The sequence below is a fragment of the Streptomyces olivochromogenes genome, assembly GCF_021538895.1.
GTDB classification, from domain to species: domain Bacteria; phylum Actinomycetota; class Actinomycetes; order Streptomycetales; family Streptomycetaceae; genus Streptomyces; species Streptomyces olivochromogenes_A.
This window is the reverse complement of the sequence record NZ_JADDRL010000010.1, coordinates 66,781-91,969: the sequence shown is the minus strand read 5'-3', so window position 1 is coordinate 91,969 and position 25,189 is coordinate 66,781. Positions and strand designations below refer to the sequence as shown.

Annotated in this window: 19 protein-coding genes and 5 pseudogenes; 10 read left to right on the top strand and 14 right to left on the bottom strand. The window is 69.0% G+C overall.

What is annotated here, in order from left to right; genetic code table 11:
• Nucleotides 1-43: 43 nt before the first annotated feature.
• From IPZ69_RS07350 to IPZ69_RS07340, 3 genes are all read left to right on the top strand, one after another.
• Nucleotides 44-1,267 (top strand): branched-chain amino acid ABC transporter substrate-binding protein, encoded by a 1,224-nt coding sequence (locus tag IPZ69_RS07350; RefSeq protein WP_235453180.1) that lies wholly within the window; start codon nt 44-46, stop codon nt 1,265-1,267.
• A gap of 188 nt (nt 1,268-1,455) precedes the next feature.
• Nucleotides 1,456-1,671 (top strand): hypothetical protein, encoded by a 216-nt coding sequence (locus tag IPZ69_RS07345; RefSeq protein ID WP_235453179.1) that lies wholly within the window; start codon nt 1,456-1,458, stop codon nt 1,669-1,671.
• 191 nt (nt 1,672-1,862) lie between these two features.
• Nucleotides 1,863-2,009 (top strand): hypothetical protein, encoded by a 147-nt coding sequence (locus IPZ69_RS07340; protein ID WP_235453178.1) that lies wholly within the window; start codon nt 1,863-1,865, stop codon nt 2,007-2,009.
• Between the two features lie 513 nt (nt 2,010-2,522).
• Here IPZ69_RS07340 and IPZ69_RS07335 read toward each other — a convergent pair.
• Together IPZ69_RS07335 and IPZ69_RS07330 are read right to left on the bottom strand one after the other, a co-directional pair.
• A complete protein-coding gene (locus tag IPZ69_RS07335) occupies nt 2,523-4,997 on the bottom strand; it encodes a SpoIIE family protein phosphatase (protein ID WP_235453177.1) in 2,475 nt (824 codons plus the stop codon).
• Between the two features lie 375 nt (nt 4,998-5,372).
• Nucleotides 5,373-6,071 (bottom strand): SDR family oxidoreductase, encoded by a 699-nt coding sequence (locus tag IPZ69_RS07330; RefSeq protein ID WP_235453176.1) that lies wholly within the window; start codon nt 6,069-6,071, stop codon nt 5,373-5,375.
• 575 nt (nt 6,072-6,646) lie between these two features.
• Between IPZ69_RS07330 and IPZ69_RS07325 the strand changes: the two genes are divergently transcribed.
• Nucleotides 6,647-7,090 carry a winged helix-turn-helix transcriptional regulator gene (locus IPZ69_RS07325; RefSeq protein WP_235453175.1) on the top strand — a complete coding sequence of 148 codons (444 nt, stop codon included), beginning with the start codon at nt 6,647-6,649 and terminating at the stop codon, nt 7,088-7,090.
• Nucleotides 7,091-8,200: 1,110 nt separating this feature from the next.
• On the opposite strand, the gene IPZ69_RS07320 is transcribed toward IPZ69_RS07325, so the two are convergent.
• The 4 genes from IPZ69_RS07320 to IPZ69_RS07305 all read right to left on the bottom strand — a co-directional run bounded on the left by IPZ69_RS07320 (nt 8,201) and on the right by IPZ69_RS07305 (nt 11,293).
• Complete coding sequence (locus tag IPZ69_RS07320; protein ID WP_235453174.1) at nt 8,201-8,710, bottom strand: molybdenum cofactor biosysynthesis protein; 510 nt, start codon at nt 8,708-8,710, stop codon at nt 8,201-8,203.
• Between the two features lie 831 nt (nt 8,711-9,541).
• On the bottom strand, nt 9,542-9,754 hold the full coding sequence (locus IPZ69_RS07315) for a hypothetical protein (RefSeq protein WP_308407434.1): 213 nt from the start codon (nt 9,752-9,754) through the stop codon (nt 9,542-9,544).
• Between the two features lie 96 nt (nt 9,755-9,850).
• Nucleotides 9,851-10,618: a hypothetical protein gene (locus IPZ69_RS07310; RefSeq protein ID WP_235453173.1), complete on the bottom strand. Its 768-nt coding sequence runs from the start codon at nt 10,616-10,618 to the stop codon at nt 9,851-9,853.
• A 90-nt stretch (nt 10,619-10,708) separates the two neighbouring features.
• Nucleotides 10,709-11,293 carry an RNA polymerase sigma factor gene (locus IPZ69_RS07305; protein WP_374292941.1) on the bottom strand — a complete coding sequence of 195 codons (585 nt, stop codon included), beginning with the start codon at nt 11,291-11,293 and terminating at the stop codon, nt 10,709-10,711.
• A 958-nt stretch (nt 11,294-12,251) separates the two neighbouring features.
• On the opposite strand from IPZ69_RS07305, the gene IPZ69_RS07300 reads away from it, so the two are divergent.
• The 3 genes from IPZ69_RS07300 to IPZ69_RS07290 all read left to right on the top strand — a co-directional run bounded on the left by IPZ69_RS07300 (nt 12,252) and on the right by IPZ69_RS07290 (nt 16,975).
• Nucleotides 12,252-12,878 (top strand): hypothetical protein, encoded by a 627-nt coding sequence (locus tag IPZ69_RS07300; protein WP_235453171.1) that lies wholly within the window; start codon nt 12,252-12,254, stop codon nt 12,876-12,878.
• A 16-nt stretch (nt 12,879-12,894) separates the two neighbouring features.
• Nucleotides 12,895-15,231 carry a bifunctional polysaccharide deacetylase/glycosyltransferase family 2 protein gene (locus IPZ69_RS07295; RefSeq protein WP_308407433.1) on the top strand — a complete coding sequence of 779 codons (2,337 nt, stop codon included), beginning with the start codon at nt 12,895-12,897 and terminating at the stop codon, nt 15,229-15,231.
• Nucleotides 15,232-15,679: 448 nt separating this feature from the next.
• On the top strand, nt 15,680-16,975 hold the full coding sequence (locus IPZ69_RS07290) for a hypothetical protein (protein WP_235453170.1): 1,296 nt from the start codon (nt 15,680-15,682) through the stop codon (nt 16,973-16,975).
• Between the two features lie 30 nt (nt 16,976-17,005).
• Here the strand turns inward: IPZ69_RS07290 and IPZ69_RS47700 are convergent.
• From IPZ69_RS47700 to IPZ69_RS07270, 5 genes and pseudogenes are all read right to left on the bottom strand, one after another.
• Nucleotides 17,006-17,446: pseudogene (locus tag IPZ69_RS47700) on the bottom strand (cation:proton antiporter domain-containing protein); the annotation flags it as partial.
• Between the two features lie 46 nt (nt 17,447-17,492).
• Complete coding sequence (locus IPZ69_RS07285) at nt 17,493-18,236, bottom strand: SDR family oxidoreductase (RefSeq protein WP_235453169.1); 744 nt, start codon at nt 18,234-18,236, stop codon at nt 17,493-17,495.
• Nucleotides 18,237-18,398: 162 nt separating this feature from the next.
• A pseudogene (locus IPZ69_RS07280) lies at nt 18,399-18,533 on the bottom strand (IS630 family transposase); the annotation flags it as partial.
• 1 nt (nt 18,534) lies between these two features.
• A pseudogene (locus IPZ69_RS07275) lies at nt 18,535-18,642 on the bottom strand (transposase); the annotation flags it as partial.
• 238 nt (nt 18,643-18,880) lie between these two features.
• On the bottom strand, nt 18,881-19,108 hold the full coding sequence (locus IPZ69_RS07270) for a hypothetical protein (RefSeq protein ID WP_235453168.1): 228 nt from the start codon (nt 19,106-19,108) through the stop codon (nt 18,881-18,883).
• Between the two features lie 456 nt (nt 19,109-19,564).
• Between IPZ69_RS07270 and IPZ69_RS07265 the strand changes: the two genes are divergently transcribed.
• Nucleotides 19,565-20,767 carry an alpha/beta hydrolase gene (locus IPZ69_RS07265; protein ID WP_235453167.1) on the top strand — a complete coding sequence of 401 codons (1,203 nt, stop codon included), beginning with the start codon at nt 19,565-19,567 and terminating at the stop codon, nt 20,765-20,767.
• A gap of 630 nt (nt 20,768-21,397) precedes the next feature.
• Here the strand turns inward: IPZ69_RS07265 and IPZ69_RS07260 are convergent.
• A complete protein-coding gene (locus tag IPZ69_RS07260; RefSeq protein WP_235453166.1) occupies nt 21,398-22,009 on the bottom strand; it encodes a DUF6585 family protein in 612 nt (203 codons plus the stop codon).
• A gap of 495 nt (nt 22,010-22,504) precedes the next feature.
• Nucleotides 22,505-23,011: pseudogene (locus IPZ69_RS07255) on the bottom strand (IS5 family transposase); the annotation flags it as partial.
• A gap of 42 nt (nt 23,012-23,053) precedes the next feature.
• Here IPZ69_RS07255 and IPZ69_RS07250 point away from each other — a divergent pair.
• Complete coding sequence (locus IPZ69_RS07250; protein WP_235453216.1) at nt 23,054-23,395, top strand: hypothetical protein; 342 nt, start codon at nt 23,054-23,056, stop codon at nt 23,393-23,395.
• A 363-nt stretch (nt 23,396-23,758) separates the two neighbouring features.
• Here the strand turns inward: IPZ69_RS07250 and IPZ69_RS07245 are convergent, their stop codons facing one another.
• Nucleotides 23,759-24,343: a GNAT family N-acetyltransferase gene (locus IPZ69_RS07245; RefSeq protein WP_235453165.1), complete on the bottom strand. Its 585-nt coding sequence runs from the start codon at nt 24,341-24,343 to the stop codon at nt 23,759-23,761.
• Nucleotides 24,344-24,587: 244 nt separating this feature from the next.
• On the opposite strand from IPZ69_RS07245, the pseudogene IPZ69_RS07240 reads away from it, so the two are divergent.
• Nucleotides 24,588-25,188, top strand: a pseudogene (locus IPZ69_RS07240) (IS5/IS1182 family transposase); the annotation flags it as partial.
• Nucleotide 25,189 lies beyond the last annotated feature (1 nt).

Genomic DNA, 25,189 nt, shown 5'->3' with positions numbered 1-25,189 from the left:
ATCCCGGCAATGCGGCATGCGCCTCGAAGGGAAAGGACCGATCGTGCGCAAGCGTTCTCTCATAGCTGTCACCGCCGCGTTCGCCGCTGGAGCGCTCTCGCTCACAGCGTGCGGCTCTCGTGACGCAGGATCAGCCGACGACTCCTCCGGCGGTTCCACCGTCGTCACCATCGGCTTCGATGCCCCTCTGACCGGTGACCTGTCGGCTCTCGGCATCGGTATGAAGAACTCGGTCGACCTCGCCGTCAACCAGGCCAACGAGAACAAGGAGGTTCCGGGCGTCACCTTCAAGGTCGTGGCGCTCGACGACCAGGCCCAGCCGTCCTCCGGCCAGCAGAACGCCACCAAGCTCGTCGCCGACAAGAACGTGCTCGGCGTCGTCGGCCCGCTGAACTCTTCCGTGGCCCAGTCCATGCAGAAGGTCTTCGACACCGCCCAGGTGTCCGAGGTCTCGGTGAACACCAACCCCGCCCTCACCCAGGGTGACAAGTGGGACACGGGCGAGAAGGTACGACCGTTCAAGACGTACTTCCGCACCGCGACCACGGACGCCATCCAGGGCCCGTACGCCGCCGAGTACCTGTACAACACCGCCAAGAAGAAGAAGGTCTTCGTCGTCGACGACAAGAAGACCTACGGCGCCGGCCTGGCCGCGACCTTCTCCGCCCACTTCAAGAAGCTCGGCGGCACGGTGGTCGGCAACGACCACGTCAACCCCGACGCCAAGGACTTCTCAGCCGTCGCCACCAAGATCAAGAACTCGGGCGCGGACGTCGTCTACTACGGCGGTGAGTACCCGGCGGCCGGCCCGCTCAGCGCACAGGTCAAGAAGGCGGGCGCCGCGATCCCGCTCATCGGCGGCGACGCGATCTACAGCGATGAGTACCTCAAGCTCACCGGCCCGCGCGGCGAAGGCGACCTGGCCACCTCGGTCGGTGCGCCCGTCGAGAGCCTGCCCTCCGCGAAGAAGTTCATCGCGGACTACAAGGCGGCCGGGTACAAGGAGGCGTACGGAGCCTATGGCGGCTTCTCCTACGACTCTGCCTGGGCGATCATCCAGGCAGTGAAGGCCGTGGCCAAGGACGGAAAGCTGCCCTCCGACGCCCGCGCCAAGGTCACCGAGGCCCTGCAGAAGGTCTCCTTCGACGGGGTCATGGGCAAGGTCTCCTTCGACGAGTACGGCGACGCCACCAACAAGCAGCTCACCGTCTACAAGGTCAAGAGCGGTGCCTGGAAGGCCGAGACCACCGGCACGTTCACCGGCTGACCGAACCCGGTCACTGAGTGAGCCGCGCGCGACGCGGCACGTCTCGCTCTTCCGGGCGGGCGGCGGCCGTTCGCTCGCAGCGACACGAGGCCGGGCTGCCCCTCCCCATACGGGACGGGGCAGCCCGGCCACGCCGGTACTGCGCCCGCGGCAGTCGGGCGCGCCTCCGTCAGCGGCAGGGAGAAGGGGTGAGCGCTGCTCCCTACGGCTCCACAGGCCGGATGGGGGATGCCGAGTACGACCACTTGATCAGCCTGCAGCTCCGCGGCGACCCCGACGACCGGCGCAACCTCTGCGTGCAGCCGCCGGGCCCCGGCCACAGGACGGGCGGCGGGGTCTACAGCAAGAAGAACCCGGTGGACACGAGGCTGCAAGCACACCGCGGTCTGCTCCGGCAAGGTTGACCTCGCGGCCGCGTAGCGCGCCATTGCCGCTGACTGGAGCACTGCCCTGATCAGCCGCGGACTCGGCCGAAGCCGGTCGGCTGCTGCGCCGCGATGCACGGTGCCGTTGGCGCGAGCCAACCTCAGCGGGGCTGCTGAGGCGGCTCGCCCCCGGTTGAGCCGGGCGGAGGCTCTGGGGGCAGGATGCCTTCGTGCCCACCATGGTTGTTGAGATCCACGTGCCGTTGCTACCGACGCCCGACCTGCAGGACGGCTCCTACCCGTTTCCCTGGATCGAGGAGGTCGAGGACTTCCTGTCCGATCTCGAAGACCAAGGTGACATGGAAGTCTTCGATTAGGGAGAGGAGGACGGGGACGTCTACGTCTTCTTCGTCACCGGAGCCAGTCAGGGAGATCTTCTGGCGGTGGCGTCCCGCGTGGCCATGCTGCCCGGGGTCCCGGCGGGAACCATTGCGGTCGTCGGTACCGACGAGGCCGAGGAGTTCGGTCTGGGACGACGGGTGGCGCTTCCACTACCTGCGCTCTGAAGGCCGGTGTGGCGCCTCCGTCCCCTGCTGCGTGCCCGGTGATCTGCCCCTTGGGCAGGGTGAACGTGGTTTCGGTGTGTGGCTCAGAAGACCTGGAGGAAGCAGCCGCAAGCGATGGCGATCACGGCCGCTGCTACCACGACCGCGTTGAGTATTTTGGAGAGTTTCACGGGGATCCTTTGTTGTGGGATGGGTGGAACAGTTGCGTCCGCATGGGCGGCACGGGGCGGCGTCCGCACGGCCTCGTCACCGGTCAACATGGCCTCGTCACCGGTCAGGGGGAGGGGCACGCCCCGGCTGGCACAGGGTGTGTGCGGGTGCGAGTTACTGGCTGGGTGTCAGTTGCTGTTCGGCCCAGACGAGTTTTCCCTCCAGAGTGTGCCGGGTTCCCCATCTGCGGGACAGTTGCGAGACGAGGAGGAGGCCGCGGCCGTTCTCGTCCATCGTGTGGGGGCGGCGCAGGCGCGGGTGGCTGTTGCTGGTGTCGTAGACCTCACAGGTCAGTACCTCGTGGTGGATGAGGCGCAGGCCGATCGTGCCGTCGCTGTGCCGGATGGCGTTCGTGACCATTTCGCTGACGATCAGTTCCGTGGACGGGGACAGGTAATCCAGTCCCCACTGGGCCAGTTGCCCGGTGGCCAGGGCCCGGGCGCGGCCGGCGGCGGCCGGGTCGGCCGGAAGCTGCCACGAGGCGACTTGGTCCGGGCCCAGTGAGCGGGTCTGGGCGAGGAGCAGGGTGACGTCGTCGCCCGGTGCGCTGGCCGAGAGCGTGTCCACCACCGATGCACCCAGTTCGTCCGGCGGGAGGCCGGGCTGTGCCAGGGCGGTTCCCAGGCGCTGCATTCCGGTGTCGATGTCCTGGTTGCGGTCCTCGATCAGGCCGTCGGTGTAGAGGGCGAGCACGCTGTCCTCGGGCAGCTGGAGTGTCACGGATTCGAAGGGGACCAGTCCGAGGCCGAGCGGTGCTCCGGCGGGCAGATCCGGAAAGGTGACGCCTCCGTGTGGATCGATGATCGCGGGCGGCGGGTGGCCGGCCCGCGCGATTGTGCAGCTCCGGGTCACCGGGTCGTACACGGCATACAGGCATGTGGCGGCCATCGTCGCGCCGGACGCGTCCCCGGGGTCGGCATCGGCCTCGGCGAGGCGGATGACCTGCTCGTCGAGACGGGCCATCAGTTCATCGGGAGGTATGTCCATGCCGGCCAGGGTGCGCACGGCGGTGCGGAGTTGGCCCATCGTCGCGGCCGCATTGATGCCGTGCCCCACCACGTCTCCGACGACCAGGGCCACCCGGGCGCCTGGCAGCGCAATCACGTCGAACCAGTCGCCCCCGACGCCGTGGTGACTGTCCGCCGGCACGTAGCGCCAGGCCACGTCGGCGGCGGACCCGCCCGTTGCGTGGTGGGGGAGCAGGTGGCGCTGCAGGGCCAGGGCCGCGGATCGTTCGCGCGCGTACTGGCGGGCGTTGTCCAAGGCCAGTGCGGCCCAGCTGACCAGTTCTTCGGCCAGGAGCAGGTCGTCCTCCTCGAACGGCGCGCGGTCAGCCGTCCGCACGAACATCGCCACGCCCAGCACGGCGCCGCGCGCGTGGATCGGGACGATCATCCGCGAGTGCGCCGTGCCCTCGTGAATCGCCGCCGGCGCCGCATCGTGGCTCTCCGCCCAGGTTCCGGGCGAGGTGTCCAGCACCGGCTCGAAGTGGGACTTTCCAGAGTGCAGGACGCCGACGAAGGGCGACGCCGGTGGGACGGGGACCGGCTCCCCCCGCAAGGTGGGGGAGTCTGGGGCCCCTTGGTGGATCGAGGCCAGGCCCGCACGGCGGAAGGCGCGGGGGTGTCCGCCCTGCGGGCCGAGGGGGGCCAGGGGCCCCTCGCCGAGGGGAACCGACTCGGCCAGGTCGACGGTGGCGTAGTCCGCGAGGAGCGGCACCGCGAGGTCGGCCAGCTCCTGACCGGTCTGCATCACATCCAGGGTGGTTCCGATCCGCTTGCTGGCCTCGCCCAGGATCGCCAGACGCTCGCGTGCCCGTCGGCTGTCGGTGACATCCACGCTCACAGCGCACACGCCCAGGGCCCGGCCCTGTGCGTCGTCGAGGCGGAAGAGGGAGGCCGTCAGCGTACGTTCCTTGCGTGCCTGCGCCGGCAGGAACGCCCGGTATTCCACGTTGAGCGTTGGGACGCCGCTCCGCAGCACCTGGCGCATCAGGGCCTCAAGCGTTTCGGCTTCGCTGCCGGGGGCCGCCTCTGTCAGTCGGCGCCCCAGCCGCCGGGTGAGGGGGATGCCGTCCTTGAGGCCCTGGGTGTCGTTCACCCAGGTGCAGCGCAGCTCGGTGTCGCGGATCGCGACACCGACCGGCAGGCGGCTGGGGAGATGCAGCGCCCCCGGGAGCGCATCCAGCGCCGCCCCGTCCGCCGCCCACGAGGGAGGCGTTGCCTTGTCGCTCGCCGATACGACCCACTGGGCCCGGCCGTCCTGTCCGGACAGCGACTGCACACACAGACGTACGTCGATCCTGTGGCCGTTGCGGTGACGGATCTTCGCGAAGCCGGACCAGCGGCCGGGGGCAGTTTCCTGCTCGAAGAACGCGGAGACTTTCGCCCGGTCTTCACCGTCCGCCAGAAGAATGGCAGCGGAGCGGCCCACCACGTCCGCGGGCGCGTAGCCGACCAGCCGCTCGGCGGCCTGGGTCCACCCGACGACCCTCTCGTCCGCATCCAGCAGGGCTATGGCCGCGCCGGTGCCGGCCGCGTCAACGGCTGTTTGGGCTACGGTGAATGCCGCTTCCATGGAACTGCCCATCGATCGTCCTTTCTGTGTCCCCCACGTCTGCGTCTGTCGCGCCTGCGTCCGCCGTGGCGAGGCGTACCTGCTGGTCGGCGTCGGCGGTTGTGCTCGCGCGCCGGTCACCGGCTGCCCGCTGTGCTGCCATCCCCCACGTGCCGGGATTCGTGCGGGCCGCCCGCGGTCCGGAAGGAGTGCCCGCCCGGCGGCAGACCCCGGGAGCGGACGTGCGCAAGGGGCGGGATTTTCAGGCCGGCCGGGTCTGCAACACCCAGCGCAAGAACCTCGTGCGTCGGCCGCTTGCGGCCTTGGCGGGCGCACCGCCGACCGGGGGAAAGGCCGCTGCGTCCGTTCCCCGGAGAGCAGGGCTTCACCGCCGGGTGCCGCGTGGCATCAGATGCCGGAAGGCGCGCTGACCGGCTGCGACAGTGCGGCTTTGATGCGCCGGGTCTCCTCGTCGGCGAGGACTTCGAACTGGTCGCCGGTCAGGGCGTCCATGGTCAGCTCGGCCACGGTGGCGGGGCTGACCTTCGGTGCGTTCGTCCAGGCGCTGAGTTCCGTGTCCACGAAACCGGCATGCACCCCGACCACCAGGGTTCCTTGCGGGTGCAGGGCCTGCCGCAGGGAGTCCGTCAGTGACCACTGCGCGGCCTTGGAGGCCGCGTATCCGGGGAACTGTGGTTGGCCGACCCAGGACGCCAGCGACAGCATGTTGACCAGTGCTCCACCGCCGTTGCGCGCCAGGACCGGGGCGAAGGCCCGGGACACCGCCCAGGTGCCGAAGTAGTTGACCTCCATCGCCTGGTGCGCACCGTCGAAGGTGCCTTCCAGGAGCTTGGTGCTCCCGCCGCCGACTCCCGCGTTGTTGATCACGATGGAGACGTCGTTCGCGAGAGCGGCGGCCGCGGCGACGTCCTCATGGTCGGTGACGTCCAGGCGCAGCGGGACGAGGTCGGCATCTGTCACGTCGGCCGGGTCGCGGACGCCGGCGTAGACCTTCGCTGCGCCGTGGTTGATCAGTGCGCGGGCGAACGCACGGCCGATGCCGCGATTGGCGCCCGTCACGAGGGCGACTGATCCTTTGATCTCCATCGTGCTTCCTTTGCAACAGGCACGCCCTGTTCGGGCGGGCTCTTGGCAGGTGGTCGCGCCGGCCGGGGAGGACCGGGATAGACGGGGGAATCCGGATGCGATCGGCTTGACGGCCGCTGCCGCACCATCCGGCGCGGCCGGATGGGCATCCCGCGGTCCGGCGTTCCCGAGCGGCCCGCGTCCAGCACGCCGCTCATGAGTCTCAGGCTAGCCTCTAGATTTAAATATGCAAGCCAGGGTGGGGGGAATTTGAGTGCATTTCCTAGCTAGGTGCTGCACTTTTCTGGGTGTCGTGTGGTACTTCGGCCGCTGGGTGTGCGAGGTGTGCAGGCAGTGGCAGTGGCAGTGGCAGTGGCAGTGGCAGCGGCGGGCGGGCAGAGGGGTGGTGGGGTGCGGGCTCGGGGCATGTGGCCTCGTCTGAGACGTGCCGGTCGAAGCGGTGGCCGCGCACCTGAATTGCAATATGAAACTCAGGGGGTAAACTCTTTCCTGCACCGTGCCGCAGTCGGCACAAACGGGACGTGGCACCACGTGGGAGGTGGACAGTGCCAGCCGAACGGCAGTGGTCAGACCCCATGAATGACGAACCAGCGTGCTCCATCGAGCGAAGTCTGCAGATACTCGGCGAGCGCTGGTCCTTCCTGGTGCTCCGCGAGATCTTCGCCGGCAAGCACAAGTTCGCCGAGATCCAGTCAGCCCTGGGCATCGCATCGAACCTGCTGAGCGCCCGGCTCAAGCTTCTTGTCGAAAGCGGCGTGCTGCGCACGAAGACCTATCAGGAGCCGGGCAGCAGGCCGCGGCAGAGCTACCACCTGACAGAGGCGGGGCGAGACCTGCGGGTGGTGCTGTCCGCACTCCAGCAGTGGGGCGACCTCCATCGCCCACGCCCCTCGGGCCCCTCCGCGCTACGGCGGACGCGTTCCGGCTCGCCCGTTCATGTGGGGTTCGTCGACGACGACGGTCACGAGGTGCCCCCCGCTGACGTGGTCATCGTCACGGACGCGGTGGCCAGGACCTGACCGACGCTGCGGGCAGGCCGGGCCGGACCTTCTGTGCTGGCGGCTGGAGAGCCCTCGCTCTTCCGGTCGAGTGGCGCCCGTGGATGATGAAGCGTCAGCGTATGGGGACTTGCCGACGACTTCGTCCGCCCACATGGGCGCCGTCACTACCGGCGGCGCCTGCCGCAGAGGCGGCGGTCTTGAGAGGACGGGTGTCCGTGCCTGCGCTGCACGCTCTCGCTCGCTACCACCTTGGCCAGCGCGACGTCGTGATCGGCGGCATTCGCCTCGATCTGTAACTCGCCCAGGATCCGCTGCCAGGTGTCGTCCGTTGGCCAGCGGCGGTGCTGCTCGTAGACGTGCCAAGCCCACGACCAGCGCGAGAACCCCCGACGGCCGTCACACCAGCCCTTTGCCCTGCGCCTTCACGGTGGCGGAGGCTCACTGCACACAATGCACACCCCTCGGCGCCGACTGCATCGCCGACCAGGCCATCGCCTTCGAGTGGCACTGGCAGGCACTGACCCGCCACTATGCGCAGTCACAACAGTCAGCGCCCACGCCCTGCTCTTGCCACTTCGTATATGAGACAAACCGCAGGTCACCCCAGCACAAGGCAGCCGCGATGCCCCTTGCACGGCCAGTGCGCACAGCGATCTGCGCACTACGCGCCACCCACCGAGACCGGAGGACCCATGCGTGCCCATCCATGGCGACGGCCTTGGGAATGGACTGGCGCAGAACATCACCGTGTAAGCCGTGGCGAGCGCCCGGCGAGGCATCGCCCTGTACGTGATCCACGGGCCGGTCGTTGTCAGCGGGCGTGCCCAGGACGGGGGAGTGGCTAGCCTGGACGACGACCTGGCTCAGCAGGCGCACGCGGTTGCGTAGACCGTACGGAAAACACCGGGGGAGTGGCGCGCCCGGCCCCCGTGTCAAACGAGGCGTACCTCAGCGAACTGCTCGCCTACACGGCCCGCGACCCCGTGTCAGGCACGCACCGAGCACCGAACGACCCGCCGCACCGGACACCAATGTCACGACCCACAGAGTCGAGAAAAGGGGCCAATGGCTCCGTAGGCCGCCCCAGGGAAGGGGCACAAAGATCGGGGAGCCTCGAGCGCGCGTCGGCTAAGACGGGCTCCGCTCCTCCTCCACGACCGCGAACTCCGCCATCCCCACGGTGAGTACGCCGTCCGTCAGCGGTGTGCACCGTACGCCGCCCTTGCCCCGCAGGGCGCGCTGCGCGCCCGGACCGACGATGGCGTCCATCCACGCGCAGGGCCGGGCCGGACGGTGGACGGCCAGCAGGACGGGGCCCGCGCCGGTGTCCAGCGATATTGTCGAGCCCACATGCGCGTCGATATCGACGCCACGGAGCAGGATGTTCCGGCGGGTGAGCCCGAGGTCCGTTTGCGGATTGATGTCCAGTGGCAGGTTCTCTGCCGACATGAGCGTGATGGCGGCGTCGCGATGAGCCGGGCGTGCGTAGTAGCGGTCGCCCACGATGCCCAGGTTCCGTCGTACCTCGACGCTCCGGACCAGTTCCTCCCCGGTCGCGGCGGAGGGGCCCTCGGACGGCCGCCCCATGTACCGGTGCACCGGCGACACCAGCAACTGCACGACTTCCACCACGGACATGCCTGCCACCCTAATGTGTGGGCGCCGACGAGCGACTCGTCAGGGTACGTGCCCGCTGCTGCTTGTCCCACTGAGCCCGCGAAAGGGCGATGGGCCGCGGGAGCCGGACGCCGTCCACGTACAGGTCGACGCGCTCGTTGTAAGAAGACGACCCTCGCTCCCGGTCCGCGTTGGGCGGAACTGCTGAGCCCGTGACCAGCGTGGATGCCAGGACTAGTTGTCGTCATCTGCCAACGTCGGTTCGCCTCGGACGGCCCAGAGACGGCCCAAGGAATGTCTAGAGCTGGTCTCGCCACCACGGGACGTCGGGGGAATGAGCGCGGATGACCTCGGCTCGTCTGAGGATCTTGGAGTCGAGATCCCATACGAGCATGCGCAGCTCTCGTGCCGACTTCTTGGGTAGGGCATGCAGGATCTCTTCGAGGTGATCGCGGAAGTATCCGGGATCGCAGCCACACTCTGGGATCCCACACCTGGTCGAAGTGAAGCGATCAGCGATCCTCTTCAGCGGGCCGTGAGCGAGGGCAGCCCAGTGCCAGAAGGCCTTCTCCGTGGCGCCCGGCCAGAAGCGCATGTGTTCGAGCCTGCGGATGTGGGCTCTGCACGCCCCGGACAGCCTGTTGATCGGCGGATACGGGTAGCGGAAGTAGTGCCTGGGGAGGCGTACGGGGAGGCTGTCCCGTACGGCAGATGGGCGCCTACGCGGCATTGCCCTTTCGGCTGTGAGTCATGGTGACAAGGTACCGTCGGTCGCGCGGATGATCTAGAGCCTGCGCAGGGGCACGCGGTCGGCGTAGCGAACTTGGCCGGGTGCTGCTTTGGCGCCAGTGATCACGGCTCCGTAAGCTCCGGCGCGTCGGGCAGTCGGTGGATTTGCCACGGACGGCTGTTGATGCGCAGCTCGCGTAGGTCGTGGCACTGGTTGCCGCTGAGGTTCAAGGCGTCGGTGATGTGGCGGAACGTGGTGTGGGTGACTCCGCGGCTTCGGGCTTCGGCCTCGAAGTGGTCCACCTGGACCAAGACAACCTCGGGGTCGAGCTGCACCGGGGGCTGCTCGCTGAGCCACGCGGACTTGTTGCGCGCGGCGACTGATCGATGTTCAGCCGCAGCTGCATTGCGCTGCCGCCGTTGGATCTACCACTACTTGTGCTTCTCGTTGCCCTTGTCGCTGCTTGCCCGGCCGCTCGCTCCGGCAGTGCTGTCCGCGCCACCGTTTTCGTTGCCGGACGCGCCGGTGTTCCCTGCCGAGCCCTTGCCCGAATCCGCAGCGCCCGTGTGGCCCGGCCCGCTCCGCGCGGCTGTCGCCCGCGCGAGTTGCTCGGAGCAGTACGCGGCGACCTTGTCCCGCCCGCCCGCGGCGGCGACGAGTCGCTGCCAGGCCGTCGAGTCCATCGCCTTGCCGCCGTCCTTCACGTGCTCGTAGGTGCGGCAGTGGGCCTCGGTGTCCTGGGCGGTGGCAGGGCGCTTCGTCGGGCCGAGGTCGCCGGACGACGCCGACGACGCGCCCGGTCGGTCTGGAGTGACCGCCGACGGGTGCGTCGCCCCCCGGTCGCGACCACCTGCGGATGAGCCCACCGAACCGATGGCAGCGACCGCGACACCGCCCAGGGCGACACTGGCGAACACCGCGCCGAACGTCGTCTTGAGACGGCGCCCGGCACGCTGCCCCGCGGGCAGCCGCCAGTCGTCCCGGCGCCGAGTACGTGCCTGGTGCGCGCCCGCGTCGCGAGCGGCCCGGAAAGCGGCCACCGCTCGTTGTTCGGCCTCGGGGTCGAGATCACCTCCGCGCATGACGGCGGCCAGCACTGTCTCCAGCGCGGAGTCGTCGCGCACGTCCCCAGGGCCCGACGTGCCGCCGGTGTGCACGCGGCGGCGGGGAACGCCCTCGCCGCTCAGCCGCTCACCCATGTCCGTTTCCGTTCCTGTCCGACGTGCTCGATTCATTCGGGGCGCCGGACCCTGGTGCCTGGATTGCCTGCCCTCTACTGCCGGCGTCGTTCATGCCGACTCTCCCAGCGTCCGGGAAGCCTCACCCGTCACGCTTTCTCCGACTTCGTCGCCGACGCCCAGCTGGCGGGCGAGGCGTTTCAGGCCTCGGTGGGCGGCGGTGCGTACCGCTCCCGGGCGTTTGCCGAGGACGCGTGCGGCGGTGGGGCCGTCCAGACCGATGACGACCCGCAGGAGCACTGCCTCGGCCTGGTCCCGCGGCAGCCCGCGGACCAGTTCCAGGGCCTGCCCGGTGGAGAGGGACTCCAAGGCCTGTTCATGCGTGCTGTGCGGGCTGGGCAGGTCCAGCACGTCCTGCTCGGTCCCGCCCGCCCGGGGCCGCACGCGCTGGCGGCGTAGATGGTCCAGCGCCCGGTGCCGGGCGATGGTCGCGGTCCAGCCGCGGAACCCGGCTCCGTCGCCCTTGAAGCGTCCGAGGTCGCGGGCGATCTCCAGCCAGGCGTCGGACGCCACGTCCTCGGCGTCGTCGCCGACGAGTCCGCGCAGATAGCCGAGCAGGCCCGGCTGCACGATCCGGTAGGCGACCGCGAAGGCCGCCTCGTCGCCGTCCTGGGCGCGAGCGACTGCCACCGTCAAATTCTGGTCGTTCGCCTGTACGCGCCCGGGTTGTCGTGCCTGGCCCAAGACTGTCCTCGTTCGCACGGGATCCACTTCGAGTCCGTGCCGTCCCATGTGCTCCGGTCGCGACGACGGCCTCATGGTGACCAGCGTCAGCCAGAACAGAAGTGTCACAACGCATCAGGCGTCCTTCGCGTTCTCGCCGGAGTCGCTCGCCGGCGCGCTGTCGCCACCCCGGCCGGGACCAAGTGGGCGCGGCAGCTCGTTGGCGCTCCGCTGATCCGGTGCCTGACCGGCACCGTCCCCGCCGGGTGACGCTTCGCGCCGACCATGCGCTGTGTGAGTGCCGAGTCCGTGCGGAGCGGGCTCTGGTCGACCGCCCGGCGGTCGTAGGCACGCGTCTTTCCCAGACCACTCTCCGTGTTGCTCTTGACTCCCCCCGAGAGTGGCACGGAGAGGTACGGGGGCGGCCGGACCCCGCCCACCTCACGGGGTCCGGCCGCCCCACATACGCATCGGACCAGCGGCGGGCGGTCAGGCGTGGATCACGGACCGTACCGGGGTCGTCGATCCGGGTTCGGGTGTGGCTCTCCATCGAGTCGCGGTCAGCCACCGCGGCGAGCCGTATCCCCTGAAGCAGCGGGGGCCTCATGCCGTCGTCCTGCTGGTTCCGTCGTTGGCCGACTCATCCCTTGCAGTCCATGCGTTTTCAGTCGATTTGGTCTGTTCTGCGAGGTCGAGGTGTAACACATCCGGCCGAGTTGGCCCTTTACACTTCGGGCGACCGCGTGGGTCGGCCAGGACAGGGGCACGACTCGTGCAGTGGACGGACGATAGCGGCGGAGCGTACGGCGAGGATCCGTACGGAGGCGTTGGGTACGGGTATGCCCACGGCTACGAGCACAGCGGAAGTGCCACCAGCGGCACAGCCACGCACCCCTGGGACCCGGTACAACCCGCGCAACCGATGTACCCGATGGGAAGCGCCCGTGTGGCGGGGACGGGCCCCTACGCCACCGGGCCGTATCCCTACGCTGCCGGGACGGGGCCTGCCACGACGGCGTGGGCCGCTGCCCACGGCGACGTCCTCACCGTGCCGCCTTCAGAACTCGACACACCCAGCTCTCCCGTACCAGGATCGGACACGCCGAAGAGCGAGTCGGTGCGGCCGGTCTTCGTCGACTCCTCGGGGCGACGCCAGCGCCGCGTGCTGCGCGCCGCCCGGCTGCTGGTCATCCCCGCCGGTGGCTACGTCGCTCTGCTGATCAGCGCTGTGCTGGGCGGACCCAGCCTCGACGCCCCGTTCGTCCCGCAACTGGACTCCACGCACCCGACCACGCCCCATGTGTCCGCGCCCGACGCTTCCCCCGGCACAGGCCACTCCGCAGGGAGCGAGAGCCCTGCCGCAGTGCACAAGAACTCCCGCCCCACGGCGGCGCGGAAGACCTCCGGCCCCGCCGACCGTCCGGCAGCCGCCACCTCTGCGGCCACACCCGTGCCCGCCGCGGCGCCCAGCGGTATCGCGTCCCCGGCCGTAACCTCCACTCCCCATCACACATCCAGGGGCCGCGCGGTCGGCTCGTCCCACAACCCCGTGAAGTGATCCAAGGCCCCCTGACGTGACCAACCGCAGACTCCGCAACCCGCTTCCTCGTCGCGGCCGCACCCGCCAGATCACACCTCGCGCCCATTGGCTGCTGCTGAGCGTGTTCGTGGTGACCTTGTCGATGGCCCTTCTGCTGCAGGGTTACACCAAACACATGTTCGGCATCACCTCGGACAGCGTGACCGGTGCCCGTGGCCGGAACGACGCGGTGCCCAGCCAGGTGGTCCACGGTGGCCCGGTGATCGCGAACGCCGCCACCTCCGCGCACACAGCCCGGGTGAAGGCCCGCACCATCGCACTGACCTTCGACGACGGCCCGGATCCCGTGTGGACGCCGCGCATCCTGGATGTGCTGCGTCGCAACCATGTGCGCGCGACGTTCTTCGTCGTGGGCACTCAGGTCGTGGCCCATCCGGAGCTGGTCCGCCGGATCGTCGCCGAGGGCCACCAGATCGGTATCCACACCTTCACCCATCCGGACCTGGCCCGCCTCGCCCCCTGGCAGCGGTCCCTGGAGCTGCGCGAGACGCAGCTTGCGGTGGCCGGCGCCGCCGGGGTCACCACCGCACTGCTGAGGCCGCCCTACTCCTCGGAGAACGACGCGCTGGACGACGCCGACTGGTCCGTCCTCCAGCAGGCCGACAAGGCGGGCTATGTCACGGTGCTCACCACCCAGGACGCCGAGGACTGGCAGCGCCCCGGTGTGGACCGCATCATCGCCAACGCGACCCCGCACGGCCATGGCGGGCAGGTCGTGCTGATGCACGACGCCGGTGGTGACCGGTCACAGACCGTCGCCGCTCTGAGCGCCCTGATCCCTCGGCTCAAGGCACAGGGCTTCAAGTTCGCGACGGTCGGTGCCGCGGTCGGCATGGCCGCACCCGTCCAGCGCGCCGGGCTCGGCGACCATCTGCAGGGGCTCGCCCTCATCAAGGTGCTGCAGGCCGGCGACTGGGTCGTGTGGTTGCTGGGCCTGCTGATGTACGCGGCCGGGGCGATCAGTGTGCTGCGTGCGGTGGTCGTGCTGGTCGCGGCCCGGCGGCACCGGCGCCTGCGGGCCAAGGGCGGCGTCCGGTCCTGGGGGCCGCCGGTGAACGAGCCGGTCAGTGTCATCGTCCCCGCGTACAACGAGAGCGCCGGAATCGAGGCGGCCGTACGCTCCCTGCTCGCCTCCGACCATCCGGTCGAGATCATTGTGGTGGACGACGGTTCGACCGACGGCACCGCCGACCTGGTGGAGTCGCTCCGCCTGCCGGTGCGGGTGATCCGGCAGCGGAACGCGGGCAAGCCCGCCGCGCTCAACACCGGGCTCGCCGCCGCCTCCTTCGACCTGGTGGTCATGGTCGACGGCGACACGGTCTTCGAACCCGACACCGTCCGCGCCATTGTGCAGCCCTTCGCCGACCCACGCGTGGGCGCCGTCTCGGGCAACGCCAAGGTCATCAACCGGGGCGGCCTGCTGGGCCGTTGGCAGCACATCGAGTACGTGGTCGGGTTCAACCTCGACCGCCGCCTGTTCGACCTCGCCGAATGCATGCCGACGGTTCCCGGAGCGGTCGGCGCGTTCCGCCGCCGGGCGCTGCTGGCCCTCGGCGGCGTCAGTGACGTCACCCTCGCCGAGGACACCGACCTCACCATGGCGCTGTGCCGCGCCGGCTGGCGCGTGGTGTACGAGGAGGGCGCGAGGGCTTGGACCGAGGCGCCCGCGTCACTGAACGCCCTGTGGCGCCAGCGATACCGTTGGTGCTACGGCACCCTGCAAGCGATGTGGAAGCATCGCGGCGCGCTGGTGCAGCGCGGCCCGGCCGGGAAACTGGGCCGCCGAGGCCTGGTCTATCTGCTGCTCTTCCAGCTACTACTGCCCTTGCTCGCTCCCGTCGTGGACATCTTCGCCCTGTACGGGCTGGTCTTCCTCGACCCGGTCCGGGTCATCGGGCTCTGGCTCGCCGTCTTGCTGTTGCAACTCCTTATGGGCCTGTACGCGTTCCGCTTGGACGGAGAACGCCCGGGGCCGCTGTGGAGCCTGCCGCTGCAACAGTTCGTCTACCGTCAGCTGATGTACCTCGTCGTCATCCAGTCCGTCTTCACCGCCGTGTCGGGCTCACGGCTGCGGTGGCAGCGCATGGAGCGGTACGGCAGCCTGCAGGCCCCGGGAGGCGCCGAGGCGCCCCACAAGGACCGCACCCCGCAACAGTCCGGCTTTGCGCAGCCAGCGCCGTACGAGGGCTATCCGCAGCCAGTGCCGTACGACGCCCTCCACCAGCCGGCGCCCCACGACGGCCTTCCGCAGCCCCCGCCCCACGACGGCTTCCGGCAGCCCGCACCCCACGAGACACCGCAGTGGTACTGAACGGAGAGAAGTGACGCGGAGGTCCTCTAACTTGCGCCTGCCTACCCGATCGGAGCTGTGGCCTGCTGCAGCTGTCGACGGTTGTCAACGCTGTTCATCATTGAGAGCCGTTCCACGGCCCAGAGACAGTCCCGGGATCCATACTCGGGCCCGCTTCCATCCCGTCCGCCGTTGACCCACACACCGTGGTTCCACTGTGGCTGGCCAAGTGGGCCCCTGACTGATTGCAGTCAGGGGCTGTTGCGCTCTCAGGCGGCTGGCAGCCATGGCGCACGTCGAGGAGCGCCTGTGGTGACGGTGACTCCGACACTTGTCCGTACCGCATGTGACGTTCGAGCATGCAGGTGCGCTGGGTACTGGGGGCAGCCTGTGTGACGGCTGCGCTCAAGTCACCGAAATAAACTGGAGGATGAGAGTGGCTCCGCGTGCAGCACGTCATCGGCGTTCGGTGAAGCGTCGTGTTCTTGCCGGCGTTTCTGTCGCGGCGGCGGCCGGGATCGCGTTCACGGCGACGATGGTCCTGAACGCCCAGGCTGCCTGGACGTCGGGGTGGAACGTGTCGGCCGCCGGCTGGACTCCTGACGATTCGCCCACGGTGTCGGTCGACCGGCAGGGTGACGCCCTGCTGGCCTGGAATGCCTGCGACCTGTCGACACCGGGCTGCTACTACCGGATCCAGGCCAGAGTGAAGACCGCGAGCGGTACGGTGACTGCGATCCGCACCCTGTCGCCGGACGGTGCCGCGCCGTCCTGGCCGCAGGCCGACTCCGACGACACCGGTGACTCGGCCGTGGTCTGGCAACAGGACAGTCAGGTCGTGGGCCGACGGGTCTCGGCCTCCGGCAGCCTTGTCGGGCCGCTCCAGAAATTGTCCACCTCGGCGCCCGCGACGACTCCGGTGGTCGCCGTGACGCCGGGCGGCACCGCGATGGCGGCGTGGACGGAGGTCCGCGACGGAAGCTGGTACGCGGTCGCCCGCCGCCTCAAGCTCGACGGAACCGTCGGCGCAGCCATCACCCTCGGCTCGAGCTCGGCCGACAGGCCGGCCATCGGCGTCGACCGCAACGGCCAGTTCGTCGTCGCCTGGGCGCGGGCCTCGGACGTCGTCGCCAAGCGGATCACGTCGACGTCGGTCTCCTCGACGAAGGTGCTCACCTCGCCGATCGCGTCGTACGGCGGCTTCGGCATGGTGCGGGTCGGCGTCGACCGGGACGGCGACGCGGTCATCACCTACCACTCCGGCGGCGGTGCCCGCTCACAGGTATGGGCCTCTCGCTGGAGCCGTACCGGTACGTTGGCGGCCCCTCTGCGTATCTCGGCCTCTACGGACAACGTGGGCTTCCACCACGCCCTCGCGACCGACCTCGACGGCGACTCGATGATCGTGTGGACCCGCTACAACAGCAGCGGAAAACTCGAGCTGCTGGGCCGCCGCCTGTCAGCCGCCGGTGCCCGGGGCGCGGTCACCAGCCTAGGTCTCGGCGACCGCCCCGACCTGGCCCTCGACGACGACGGCGACGGCATGCTGGTCTTCCATACGGTCGTCCCCAAGTCGACGCCCCCGTACAGCTACACCAAGACCAGCGCCCGCCTGATCAGCCGTTCCGGCACCTTCGGCACCACGAAGACACTCACGTCGGACGGCCGGGTACCCCAGGTCGACAGCCGCCCGACCGCCCGGTTCACGGTGATCTGGCAGCAGGAGAGCTTCCCGTACACGATCAAGTCGGTCACTGGTCCCTGACCGGCTTCGATTGCCGGTCACGAAGAAGACGGGCACGAGGAATCCATAGCCGAGGCCCTCCAGTTTGACGTGGAACTGCGGATGCGTCCGTTCGGCGTCGGGGTCGACCAGCCGCAGCACGGCCCCGGCGATGAAGGCACCCAAAATCGCTTCGAATCCGAGATGGAGGGCGACCGCGGACAGACCAACAATCAGAACCATTGTCAGGCGGACCCGGATTTGGGTGCTCGTATCCGCCAGATGCACTACGGCCTCGGACAGCCACATGGAGCGCCCGGCACGCATCGATGCCACCACGATGAGCCCCACCAGGCACGCAAGGCTGAGCAACAGAACCAGCCTGGAGGTTGGGCCCGATGAATGCTCGGAGAAGAACAACGACAGCAGCACTACAGCGCTGATCTGACCTGCGGAGGCTCCACCGATGGTCAGTTGGCCGACCGGCAAGCAGGCTGAGAAACGGGCATCCACCGGGCCGCGATCGCGGTGGTGGGTGGGGCTCGGCGCCGGAGTGCCGCTACTGCGGCATTGCGAGCCATACGTCGAAGGTGGTGGGCGCGATGCGGGCGTCCTCGCCGGGCAGGAGTACGTCGCCGGCCATCTCGGGTCCCAGCAGCGATGACCAGGTGGGCACGAGCTTGACCGTGTGTCCGCGTGCGTCGTTGGTGCGCCGGGCCATGTCCACCAGGTCCTGCGGTTCCGGGCCGGCGACGTCTCGGTAACGTCCTTGCGGTGTGCCCGTGGCGATCTCGGCGAGGATGTCGGCCACATCCGCGGGGGCGATCGGCTGGACGAGCAGCGGTGGGATCGGGGCGACGCCGTCTTGTTCGGTCCAGCTCGTCATCGTCGCGGCGAAGTCGTGGAACTGCGTGAAGGGAACAATCGTCCACGGCACCGGGCTCTCGGCCACGAGGTGCTCCTGCTCACGCTTGCCGGCGTAGTGTGCGTTGCCTTCGACACGGTCGATGCCGACGATCGAGAGCAGTACATGGTGCCGGACACCGGCTCGTTCCTCGGCGGCGAGCAGGTTCCGGGTGGCGGTGCCGAAGTACGCCACCGCGTCGTCCCGGTCGGTTGCCTCGTAGCTCATGGCGTCCACGACTGCGTCGACACCGGTCAGGGCGGAGTCGAGGCCGCGCCCGGTGATCATGTCCACGCCGAGTGAGCGGCTGATACGAACGACTTCGTGTCCGGCCTGCTCCAAAGCGGCGACGGTGCGGGCCCCGATGTTCCCGGTTGCTCCGGCGACGGCGATTCGCATGGCGCTCTCTCCTCTGTCATGTGCGATGCCTCCCAGCCTTCCCCCGCTGTTGGCATCCGTAAGCCCCATGCGCTGCCGTCCACCGCCGCCCTACCGAACGGCAAGCCAGATCACGGTTGCACCGCATAACGCAGTCGGGGTGAAGTGGACGTGGAAGCCTCACACCAGGTGCACATTCAGATCGGCCGGCACACCCTTGTCTATCGTGACCAGGAACTTCTTGAACTCGATGGCCCGGTGGCGGTGGTGCAGTTCACCGATGACGGTCCCGTCGGCGAGGTTGAAGTCAGCGAACAGGTGCCGTGCCGGAGAACTGCCGCTGCACCCCGGCCGAGCGCACCCGCTTCCTCAGGACGCCGGTGTCGTCCACGATGAGCACGGCATCCCGGTCGCCCAGGTGGTTCATCGCCGCGAAGTGGGATTGCACGGCGCCTCGGCGTGCCGGACGGCCGCCCACCCAGGCAGCGATCAAAGACACTCGTGTTACGGCTGGCCCGAGAGAATCCAAGGTGGGGCCATTGAGGCATCCAAGGCCCACCCTCAAACAGTCGACCGTCGTCCTCTGCAAATGGCGTATTGGACGAGCGACCATCCGCTTTCCGAACGTGATCCGTTGGTTCTGGGTGGGCGAGCATGAGCCCCAGTCAGCGTCGGGAGAGTTGAGCGAGGTTCGTCCGCTCGTCTGGCTCGTGGAGGTGGCTGGGGTCCCGCATCGCGCCCCGCGCCAGCTCCGCCACTGCCGAAGACGGCTCAGCCGATATCTCAGCCATCATGGCCCCGCCATCCACCAGACGCTGAAGCGCGCGTTCCGCCTCGCCAAGCGGGGCCAGCAGCAGCGACAACACGAGCGTCGGCACGAACAAGCCGAGCATCGACTGGTTCTGCTGCCGAGCCCGCTCACCCCACCCAAGCAACTGCCCGTACGCTGCGAGCGCTGTGCCCAGCCCGTCACCGGCGCCCCTAACATCGGCGACGAAAACGCCCCGCCCGAGGACGGCCGGCACCGCCCCGACTGCCGTACCGACCTCTCTCGGCAGCCTCCGGTACTGCTCAAAGCCCCCTTCGGCCGGACGACCAACACCTGACCGTCAACGTGATGCGCGCGCCCCGCACTCGCCCCGCCTCCGGACGGGTTTTCGGGCCTGCAGCGCGGTCGCTGGCGTGCTATCCCCGTGCGCCCCGCCGATCGGAGGAGCCGCGCCCACCCGATCAGTCACCATCCGTGCGCCCCGCCGTCCCGGCTCCCCGTACGGCCCGGGGGCGGCGGAGATGCTGACCACCCACGGGAACAACCGTTCCTCAGGGCGAACAAGCAATCGGAGGCGACCATGTCACAACTGACTCTCGTCAACCACAAGGTCAAGCACAAATCGACCATCCCGGCGAATTCCGGCGAAGAGATCGAACTCTTCGTACGGGAATACAAGGCTGCCGGATCCGGTGGTACACCCAAGCCGGTTCTCATGCTCCACGGCAGGAGCGTTCCGGCCCTGCCCGGCTTCGACCTCGTGCTCCCTGCGAAGGGCAGCTCAGCGCACCCGGACACCAGCTACAGCTGGGCGCAGGACCTGGCGGGCAAGGGCTACGACGTGTTCGTCATGGACCTCCAGGGCTCCGGGCTCTCCCCCCGCCCGAAGATGGAGGACCCGTGCAACGCCAACCCGGCCCAGCGGGGCCTCTTGGAGACCAATCCCGGCACGGGGACCTGCTCCCCGACAGCGCCCTACCCACACCAACTGGGCAACTCCCAGAGCGAATGGGACGAGCTGGCCACCGTCGTCAAGTTCATCAGGGCGCGGTGCAGCAACGAGAAGGTCTCCTTCATCGGCTGGTCCGCGGCCGCGTTCGTCATGGGTCCGTACGCGCTGCAGAATCCGGGGGACGTGGCGAGAATGTTCCTTCTCGCACCCATCTTTCCCCCGAACGGCCGGTGGTCGACGCACGCCGCCGCACCCTTCGCTCCACCTCCCGGAACGGGTCTGCCGACGCAGCCCGAGTCCAAGCCGCCCGCGGTCTTCGGCTTCCCGATGAACCTGACCAGCAAGGCGGGCCTGCAAGCCACCATCAGTGACAAGGAGCTGGCCGGCCACGTCTGGCAGGCCATCATGGACTGCGACAGCATCGGCGAGAAGTGGGGCGGCCCCATCGCGGGGACACCCGAAGGCGTCATGCGGTGGCGCAACTCCTACTGGTGGGGCTGGAACACGAGCACCGTGCCGTACGGCTCCACGCTCGGCACCGCTGTGCCAGTGTGCATCGTCTACGGAGACCGGGACACGACGGCCAACACGTCGGAGGAGCTGGGGCCGGTGCTCCACTTTTCCGTTCCGAAGCTCTACAAGGCGATTCCGGGTGCCGACAAGCTGATGATCCGTGTCGAGGGCTGGGACCACAATCCGGTCTGGGAACGTCGGGCCAACCAGGTCCTGCAGCAGATGTCCTGGAAGTGGCTCGAAGACAAAAAGGTGTACGGCGTCGAGACCGGAAGCTGGGTGATGGACGCGGACGGCGTGGTGACGGAATTGGAGTGAGTCCCCGGCCGCGGGAGACACGCGGACGAGCGGGGGCCGACCTGACACCGGGCCCGGCGTGAGCACGGCCCGGTGTCGGCGGCTGGAACCGAAGACCAATGACCACCGCCCGGACAGACATGTCCGACCGACTGGCCCAACCGGCCAAGAGGCACGCTCTGGCCGTCACCCTGGCGGAAAACCAGCAGTCCGAGGTCCGCACCAGGGGTCGCGAGGCGCACCTGCCCCGGGCTGGTACGCGGACCGTGCAGACGAAGTGCCCTTGTGCCCGCCCGGTAGGCCACAGCAGGTCGCAGCGAAGGTCTACGTGACGCCGGCCCGGCACCATCGGCGGGGCTGTGTCGGCGCCGGGCCAGTCGCGAAGACCCGATTGAGGTGGAGTGGGTCGGCGGCCGCGGCCAGGCGGGCGAGGGGAGAGCACTGTTCGCTGATGCCGTGGCATCCGTGCAGGGGGGCGCTGGGTGTCTGATCGTACGGCGGTGACGGCGTCGACATACGCGCGACCGCCCAGGGTGACCAGGTCGCGGGCCGCGAGCATGCCGAGCCCAGCGGCCTGCGCGCGCAGTTGCTCGACGCTGATGTGACCGTGGGTGTCCATCCAATGCCTTGCCTTCGACCGTGCTCCGGCGGTCAGGCGTCCTGGCGCGGCCAGCCGTATCGGAGCTGCTCCACGAGGGCGAGGAAGAGGAAGAGATTCGGGATCTTCTTGACCGGCATCCTTGCCCAGGGCAGCTTCTTGCCGACCTTGCGCAGCACCAGCACTCCCTGTGAGAGCTCGGCCTTCTCGATCTGCGGCCACGTCAGGCTGTCCTTTGAGGTGGCCGCACCGCCCAGGTTCACCGAGAGCTCCCCGTAGGTCAGGGTCCCGCCCTGCTCCAGCCCGGCGAGCAGTCCGGGGAGCTGTGCCCGGGTGATCTCCTGCTGCAACGCCGGGCCCCAGCGCTCGGGCTGGGCGTAGAAGCCGGTGACCTTGAGCGTCGTACCGTCCGCGCGGTGGAGCGTGTAGACGTAGGTGGTGCCGACATATACGCCGTTTGCGTACCGCTCGGTGATCTCCTGAAGCACCGTCATCGTGTCCCAGCGGAAAACGGACACTTCGCCGCTCTTCCCCACCTCGGCCAGGCCATGCTCGAAGAGGTGCAGTCGGCGGGCAGCCTGCTTGCGCGAGAGATTGGGCGTCTGGGCAGCGAGCCAGAGGAAGTAGGCGCCCAGGGGAGGAAGGATCAGGGAAACGGTCCCCATCAGCAGAAGGGCGGCCAGTCGCACAGGGCCGACACGCTTCGGCAGGAACGTCTCACGCAGCTGTCCGAGGCCTTCGGTCCCCGGAGGTGCCGTCTGGGGGGTTGATGTCTGCCCGGGGTCCTGCTGAGCGGCGGATCTTACCATGCGTCGTACTCCTTACCGTGGCGTTTCAGAAATTCTGTGACCATTGTGCGGTCGGGCCCAACGGCGGTACGCGCCGGGGGGCTCGGCGGGCACCGGAACCGGCACGCCGGCCCGGAGGCCGAGGATCCACACGCGGCGACCAAGGCGACCGGCCGATGAAGATCGACGAATATGCCGCCACACACCACGCCAGGAACGCGACGCTCGCGGGGGTCCGCATAGGACGGACTCGTGGCCCTCGGCCCGGGACCAGGAGGCTCTCTCGGGCTGCATGCCGGCTGCTGCCGCCCGTCGAAGCGCGGGTCTTCGCGGTCCCCCGCAGTCCGCCGTCCAGCCCCGCCCGCTAGTAGCGCGTTCGTAGCGGCGGTGTAAGCGTCGGCAGCCGGACAGCCAGGCCATGCTGCGCTCGACGACTCACCGGTGGTAGCCGAGGCGCTGGGAGGAATCGATGCCGGGGCGGGCGATGCGCGGGACGACGCCCCGGCCGCGGAGCCATCGGCGCGGGTGGTCGTAGTCGTAATCCTTGTCCGCATGGAGCCGTGCGGGTCGGCGGCGACGCGGGCCCCGCCGGCCTCGGACTGGCGGCATTTCCCTTGACCAGTGGCTGGAGAGCGAGGCTGTCGTGGGTGTTGGCGGCGGTGATCGCTACCGAGATCGGCAGGCCGTTGCGGTCCACGGTTAAGTGGATTGTTGACCCGTTCTTGCCACGGCCGGTCGGGTTCGGTCCCGCCAGCTGCCCCCTTTGAGAGCACGGACGCTGACGGAGTCGATCGCGCACCGAGACCAGTCCAACTTGCTGGCGGCACCGAGTTCGTCGAGGATCACGCGGTGGAGCCGGGCCCTGACACGGGCTTGGGACTACTGGGCGAAACGGCGATAGACCGCCGCCAGGACCTCACGGTGCCGACCCCCGCCATCGGCGAGACCGCCTGGGGCTTTGGAGAGCTCCTGCGGGCCCAACTGCCCGGTACACAGGTGGTCCGGGTCACCGTCGAGGGGGATCTCACCAGGGCGTTCGCCCCAGTGGCCCTCGCGGCGAGTGAGCCCGGCGGAGGGGTGGTTGCGGTGGCCCGGGACATCCACCGGCCCCCCTCTGTCGCTGCGTCGCTTGAGCGGCTGCTCCGGATCCGCCCGGACACGGTCGTGGTCGAGATGGGACTGCCCCCACGCGCCCCCGCCACCTCCCACCGCGTTCCTGGACACCCATGGATCGTCCCGAGCCTGTGCAGTTGCCGCCATTGAAGTCCTGCTCGGCCGTCCATACCGGACGGGGCTGCAACACTGACAGGCCGGCAGCGGACGGCGGCCGACGGGTGTCGGCCGGCGGCTTGCCGTCCCGGTCGACGCGCTGGGCCTGGGACGGAACTTGGGAGGGGGTCGGTGGTGCAGCGCCGCGCTGGGCCTGCCGCTGTACGGCACGCAGGGTCGGCCCCGCAAGCGGGGTGCCGGGCGGCTGACGGCATGACACCATCACCGCGTCGGCCTGGGCAGGCTTGCCGGAGTTCCGCGTCTCATCGCAGAGTTGAGCGTTGTTCAGAGCAACAACGGATGCCCATTCGCTGGACACCGCGCCGTGTCCACTAGGTACGACAAGCTCGCGGTCCGCTACGAGGCGACTGTCCTCGTCGCGGCCATCAATGAATGGCTGTGACCAGCGTCGTTGAGAGTGATCCAGTAGCGGCGTTTGAGCCCGGCTTCGGTGCTGCGCACATCCTCGAGGATGCCGCCATTGCTTTCGATGGTGCGCGCCGAGCCGAGGTTGCCGTCGTCACAGGTGAGGAGGACCCGGTCGAGACCGAGCGCCGGCGCCTTCAGCAGCACCGCTCCCAGCGCCCACGAGGCCAGTCCTCGCCTCCTGGCGGAAGGCCGAATGCTGTAGCCGATGTTTCCGCCGCCTTCCAACAGAAAGGCGTTCAGATAGTGCCGAAGGTCGATGGCCCCGAGGTACGTCTCGCCGCTGACGATCCACCAGTGCGTAGCGTGGACGCGTCCTTCCCCGACAGGCAGCGAACGGTCCGATTGCTGCCGCAGTCGCTCGACCCACGAGGCGAACCCTTCCGGGCTGTCGAGGTCGTCGTCACCAACCAGACGCAGGCCAGCACCGTCCTGGTGAGCACCAGGCTGCCACTCGTCACGTGCCGTGAGCCACGAGGAATGCAACTGTTCCGTGGGAGTGATCAGTTCAGCCATGCGAGGGACCATAACACCCGCACCCCTGTGTGATCAGGCACTTTCTACCAAGGCGGGAGCCTGGCCCGTCGGATGGGGTGCAGGTAGCCAGATCGAAAGCGAGATCGTCTCATTCCGTCGCGATTGCTCAACCACTACCTTGATCCACTTTCGACACAGCCCCAGCCATCTGGGCAGCGTGCGGCAGGAGTTGCGGCCCTCGACATCCTGGGCCCGGGCCTGAGGGGGCCCGGGCTACGGGCCGCCTTGGCGGGACCTACCCGACGAGCTCGGCTCATTGCAGGCCGCCAACAAACGGCTGATCAGATGGGCTGTCGACGGCACTTGGGAAATGATCCTCACCGCCGTCATGGCGGCAGCAGACGCCGATGACGGCATCGAATGGATGGTGTCAGTGGACTCCACGGTCGTCCGGGTCCCCCAGCGCCCTTGCCGGAGCACTCATAAGGGGGCGACCCGCTCCGGCGAGCCCGCCGACCACGCGCTCGGACGCTCCCGCGGCGGGCTGAGTACCAAGTTCCGCCTGGCCGCGGACGGCCGGGCACGGAGCCCCGCCTTCACCGTCACCGCAGGCCAGGCAGGTGATGCACCAGTCCGCGGCGCCGGGGCATCCGTGCGGTCATCCCACAGCCGTACGACCAAGTCAGCCACCGCCTGCGACGAGGCCGACTTGGTGGCCGCCTGCCGGCTTCGACACCGAGGCATACAAGCGGCGCAACACCGTCGAGCGGTGCATCAACCGCCTCAAGCAGTGGCGCGGCCTGGCCACACGAAACGACATACTCGCGATCGCCTACCAGGCCGCACTCCACCTCGCGAGCATCCTCATCTGGACCCGACACTGAC

What these genes read in the sequence shown, in the direction of transcription:
- IPZ69_RS07335 (WP_235453177.1), bottom strand. Translation starts at nt 4,997, where the DNA reads ATGGGCAGTTCCATGGAAGCGGCATTCACCGTAGCCCAAACAGCCGTT.
- IPZ69_RS07330 (WP_235453176.1), bottom strand. Translation starts at nt 6,071, where the DNA reads ATGGAGATCAAAGGATCAGTCGCCCTCGTGACGGGCGCCAATCGCGGC.
- IPZ69_RS07325 (WP_235453175.1), top strand. Translation starts at nt 6,647, where the DNA reads ATGAATGACGAACCAGCGTGCTCCATCGAGCGAAGTCTGCAGATACTC.
- IPZ69_RS07320 (WP_235453174.1), bottom strand. Translation starts at nt 8,710, where the DNA reads ATGTCCGTGGTGGAAGTCGTGCAGTTGCTGGTGTCGCCGGTGCACCGG.
- IPZ69_RS07310 (WP_235453173.1), bottom strand. Translation starts at nt 10,618, where the DNA reads ATGGGTGAGCGGCTGAGCGGCGAGGGCGTTCCCCGCCGCCGCGTGCAC.
- IPZ69_RS07300 (WP_235453171.1), top strand. Translation starts at nt 12,252, where the DNA reads ATGGGAAGCGCCCGTGTGGCGGGGACGGGCCCCTACGCCACCGGGCCG.
- IPZ69_RS07285 (WP_235453169.1), bottom strand. Translation starts at nt 18,236, where the DNA reads ATGCGAATCGCCGTCGCCGGAGCAACCGGGAACATCGGGGCCCGCACC.
- IPZ69_RS07270 (WP_235453168.1), bottom strand. Translation starts at nt 19,108, where the DNA reads ATGCTCGGCTTGTTCGTGCCGACGCTCGTGTTGTCGCTGCTGCTGGCC.
- IPZ69_RS07265 (WP_235453167.1), top strand. Translation starts at nt 19,565, where the DNA reads ATGTCACAACTGACTCTCGTCAACCACAAGGTCAAGCACAAATCGACC.
- IPZ69_RS07260 (WP_235453166.1), bottom strand. Translation starts at nt 22,009, where the DNA reads ATGGGGACCGTTTCCCTGATCCTTCCTCCCCTGGGCGCCTACTTCCTC.
- IPZ69_RS07245 (WP_235453165.1), bottom strand. Translation starts at nt 24,343, where the DNA reads ATGGCTGAACTGATCACTCCCACGGAACAGTTGCATTCCTCGTGGCTC.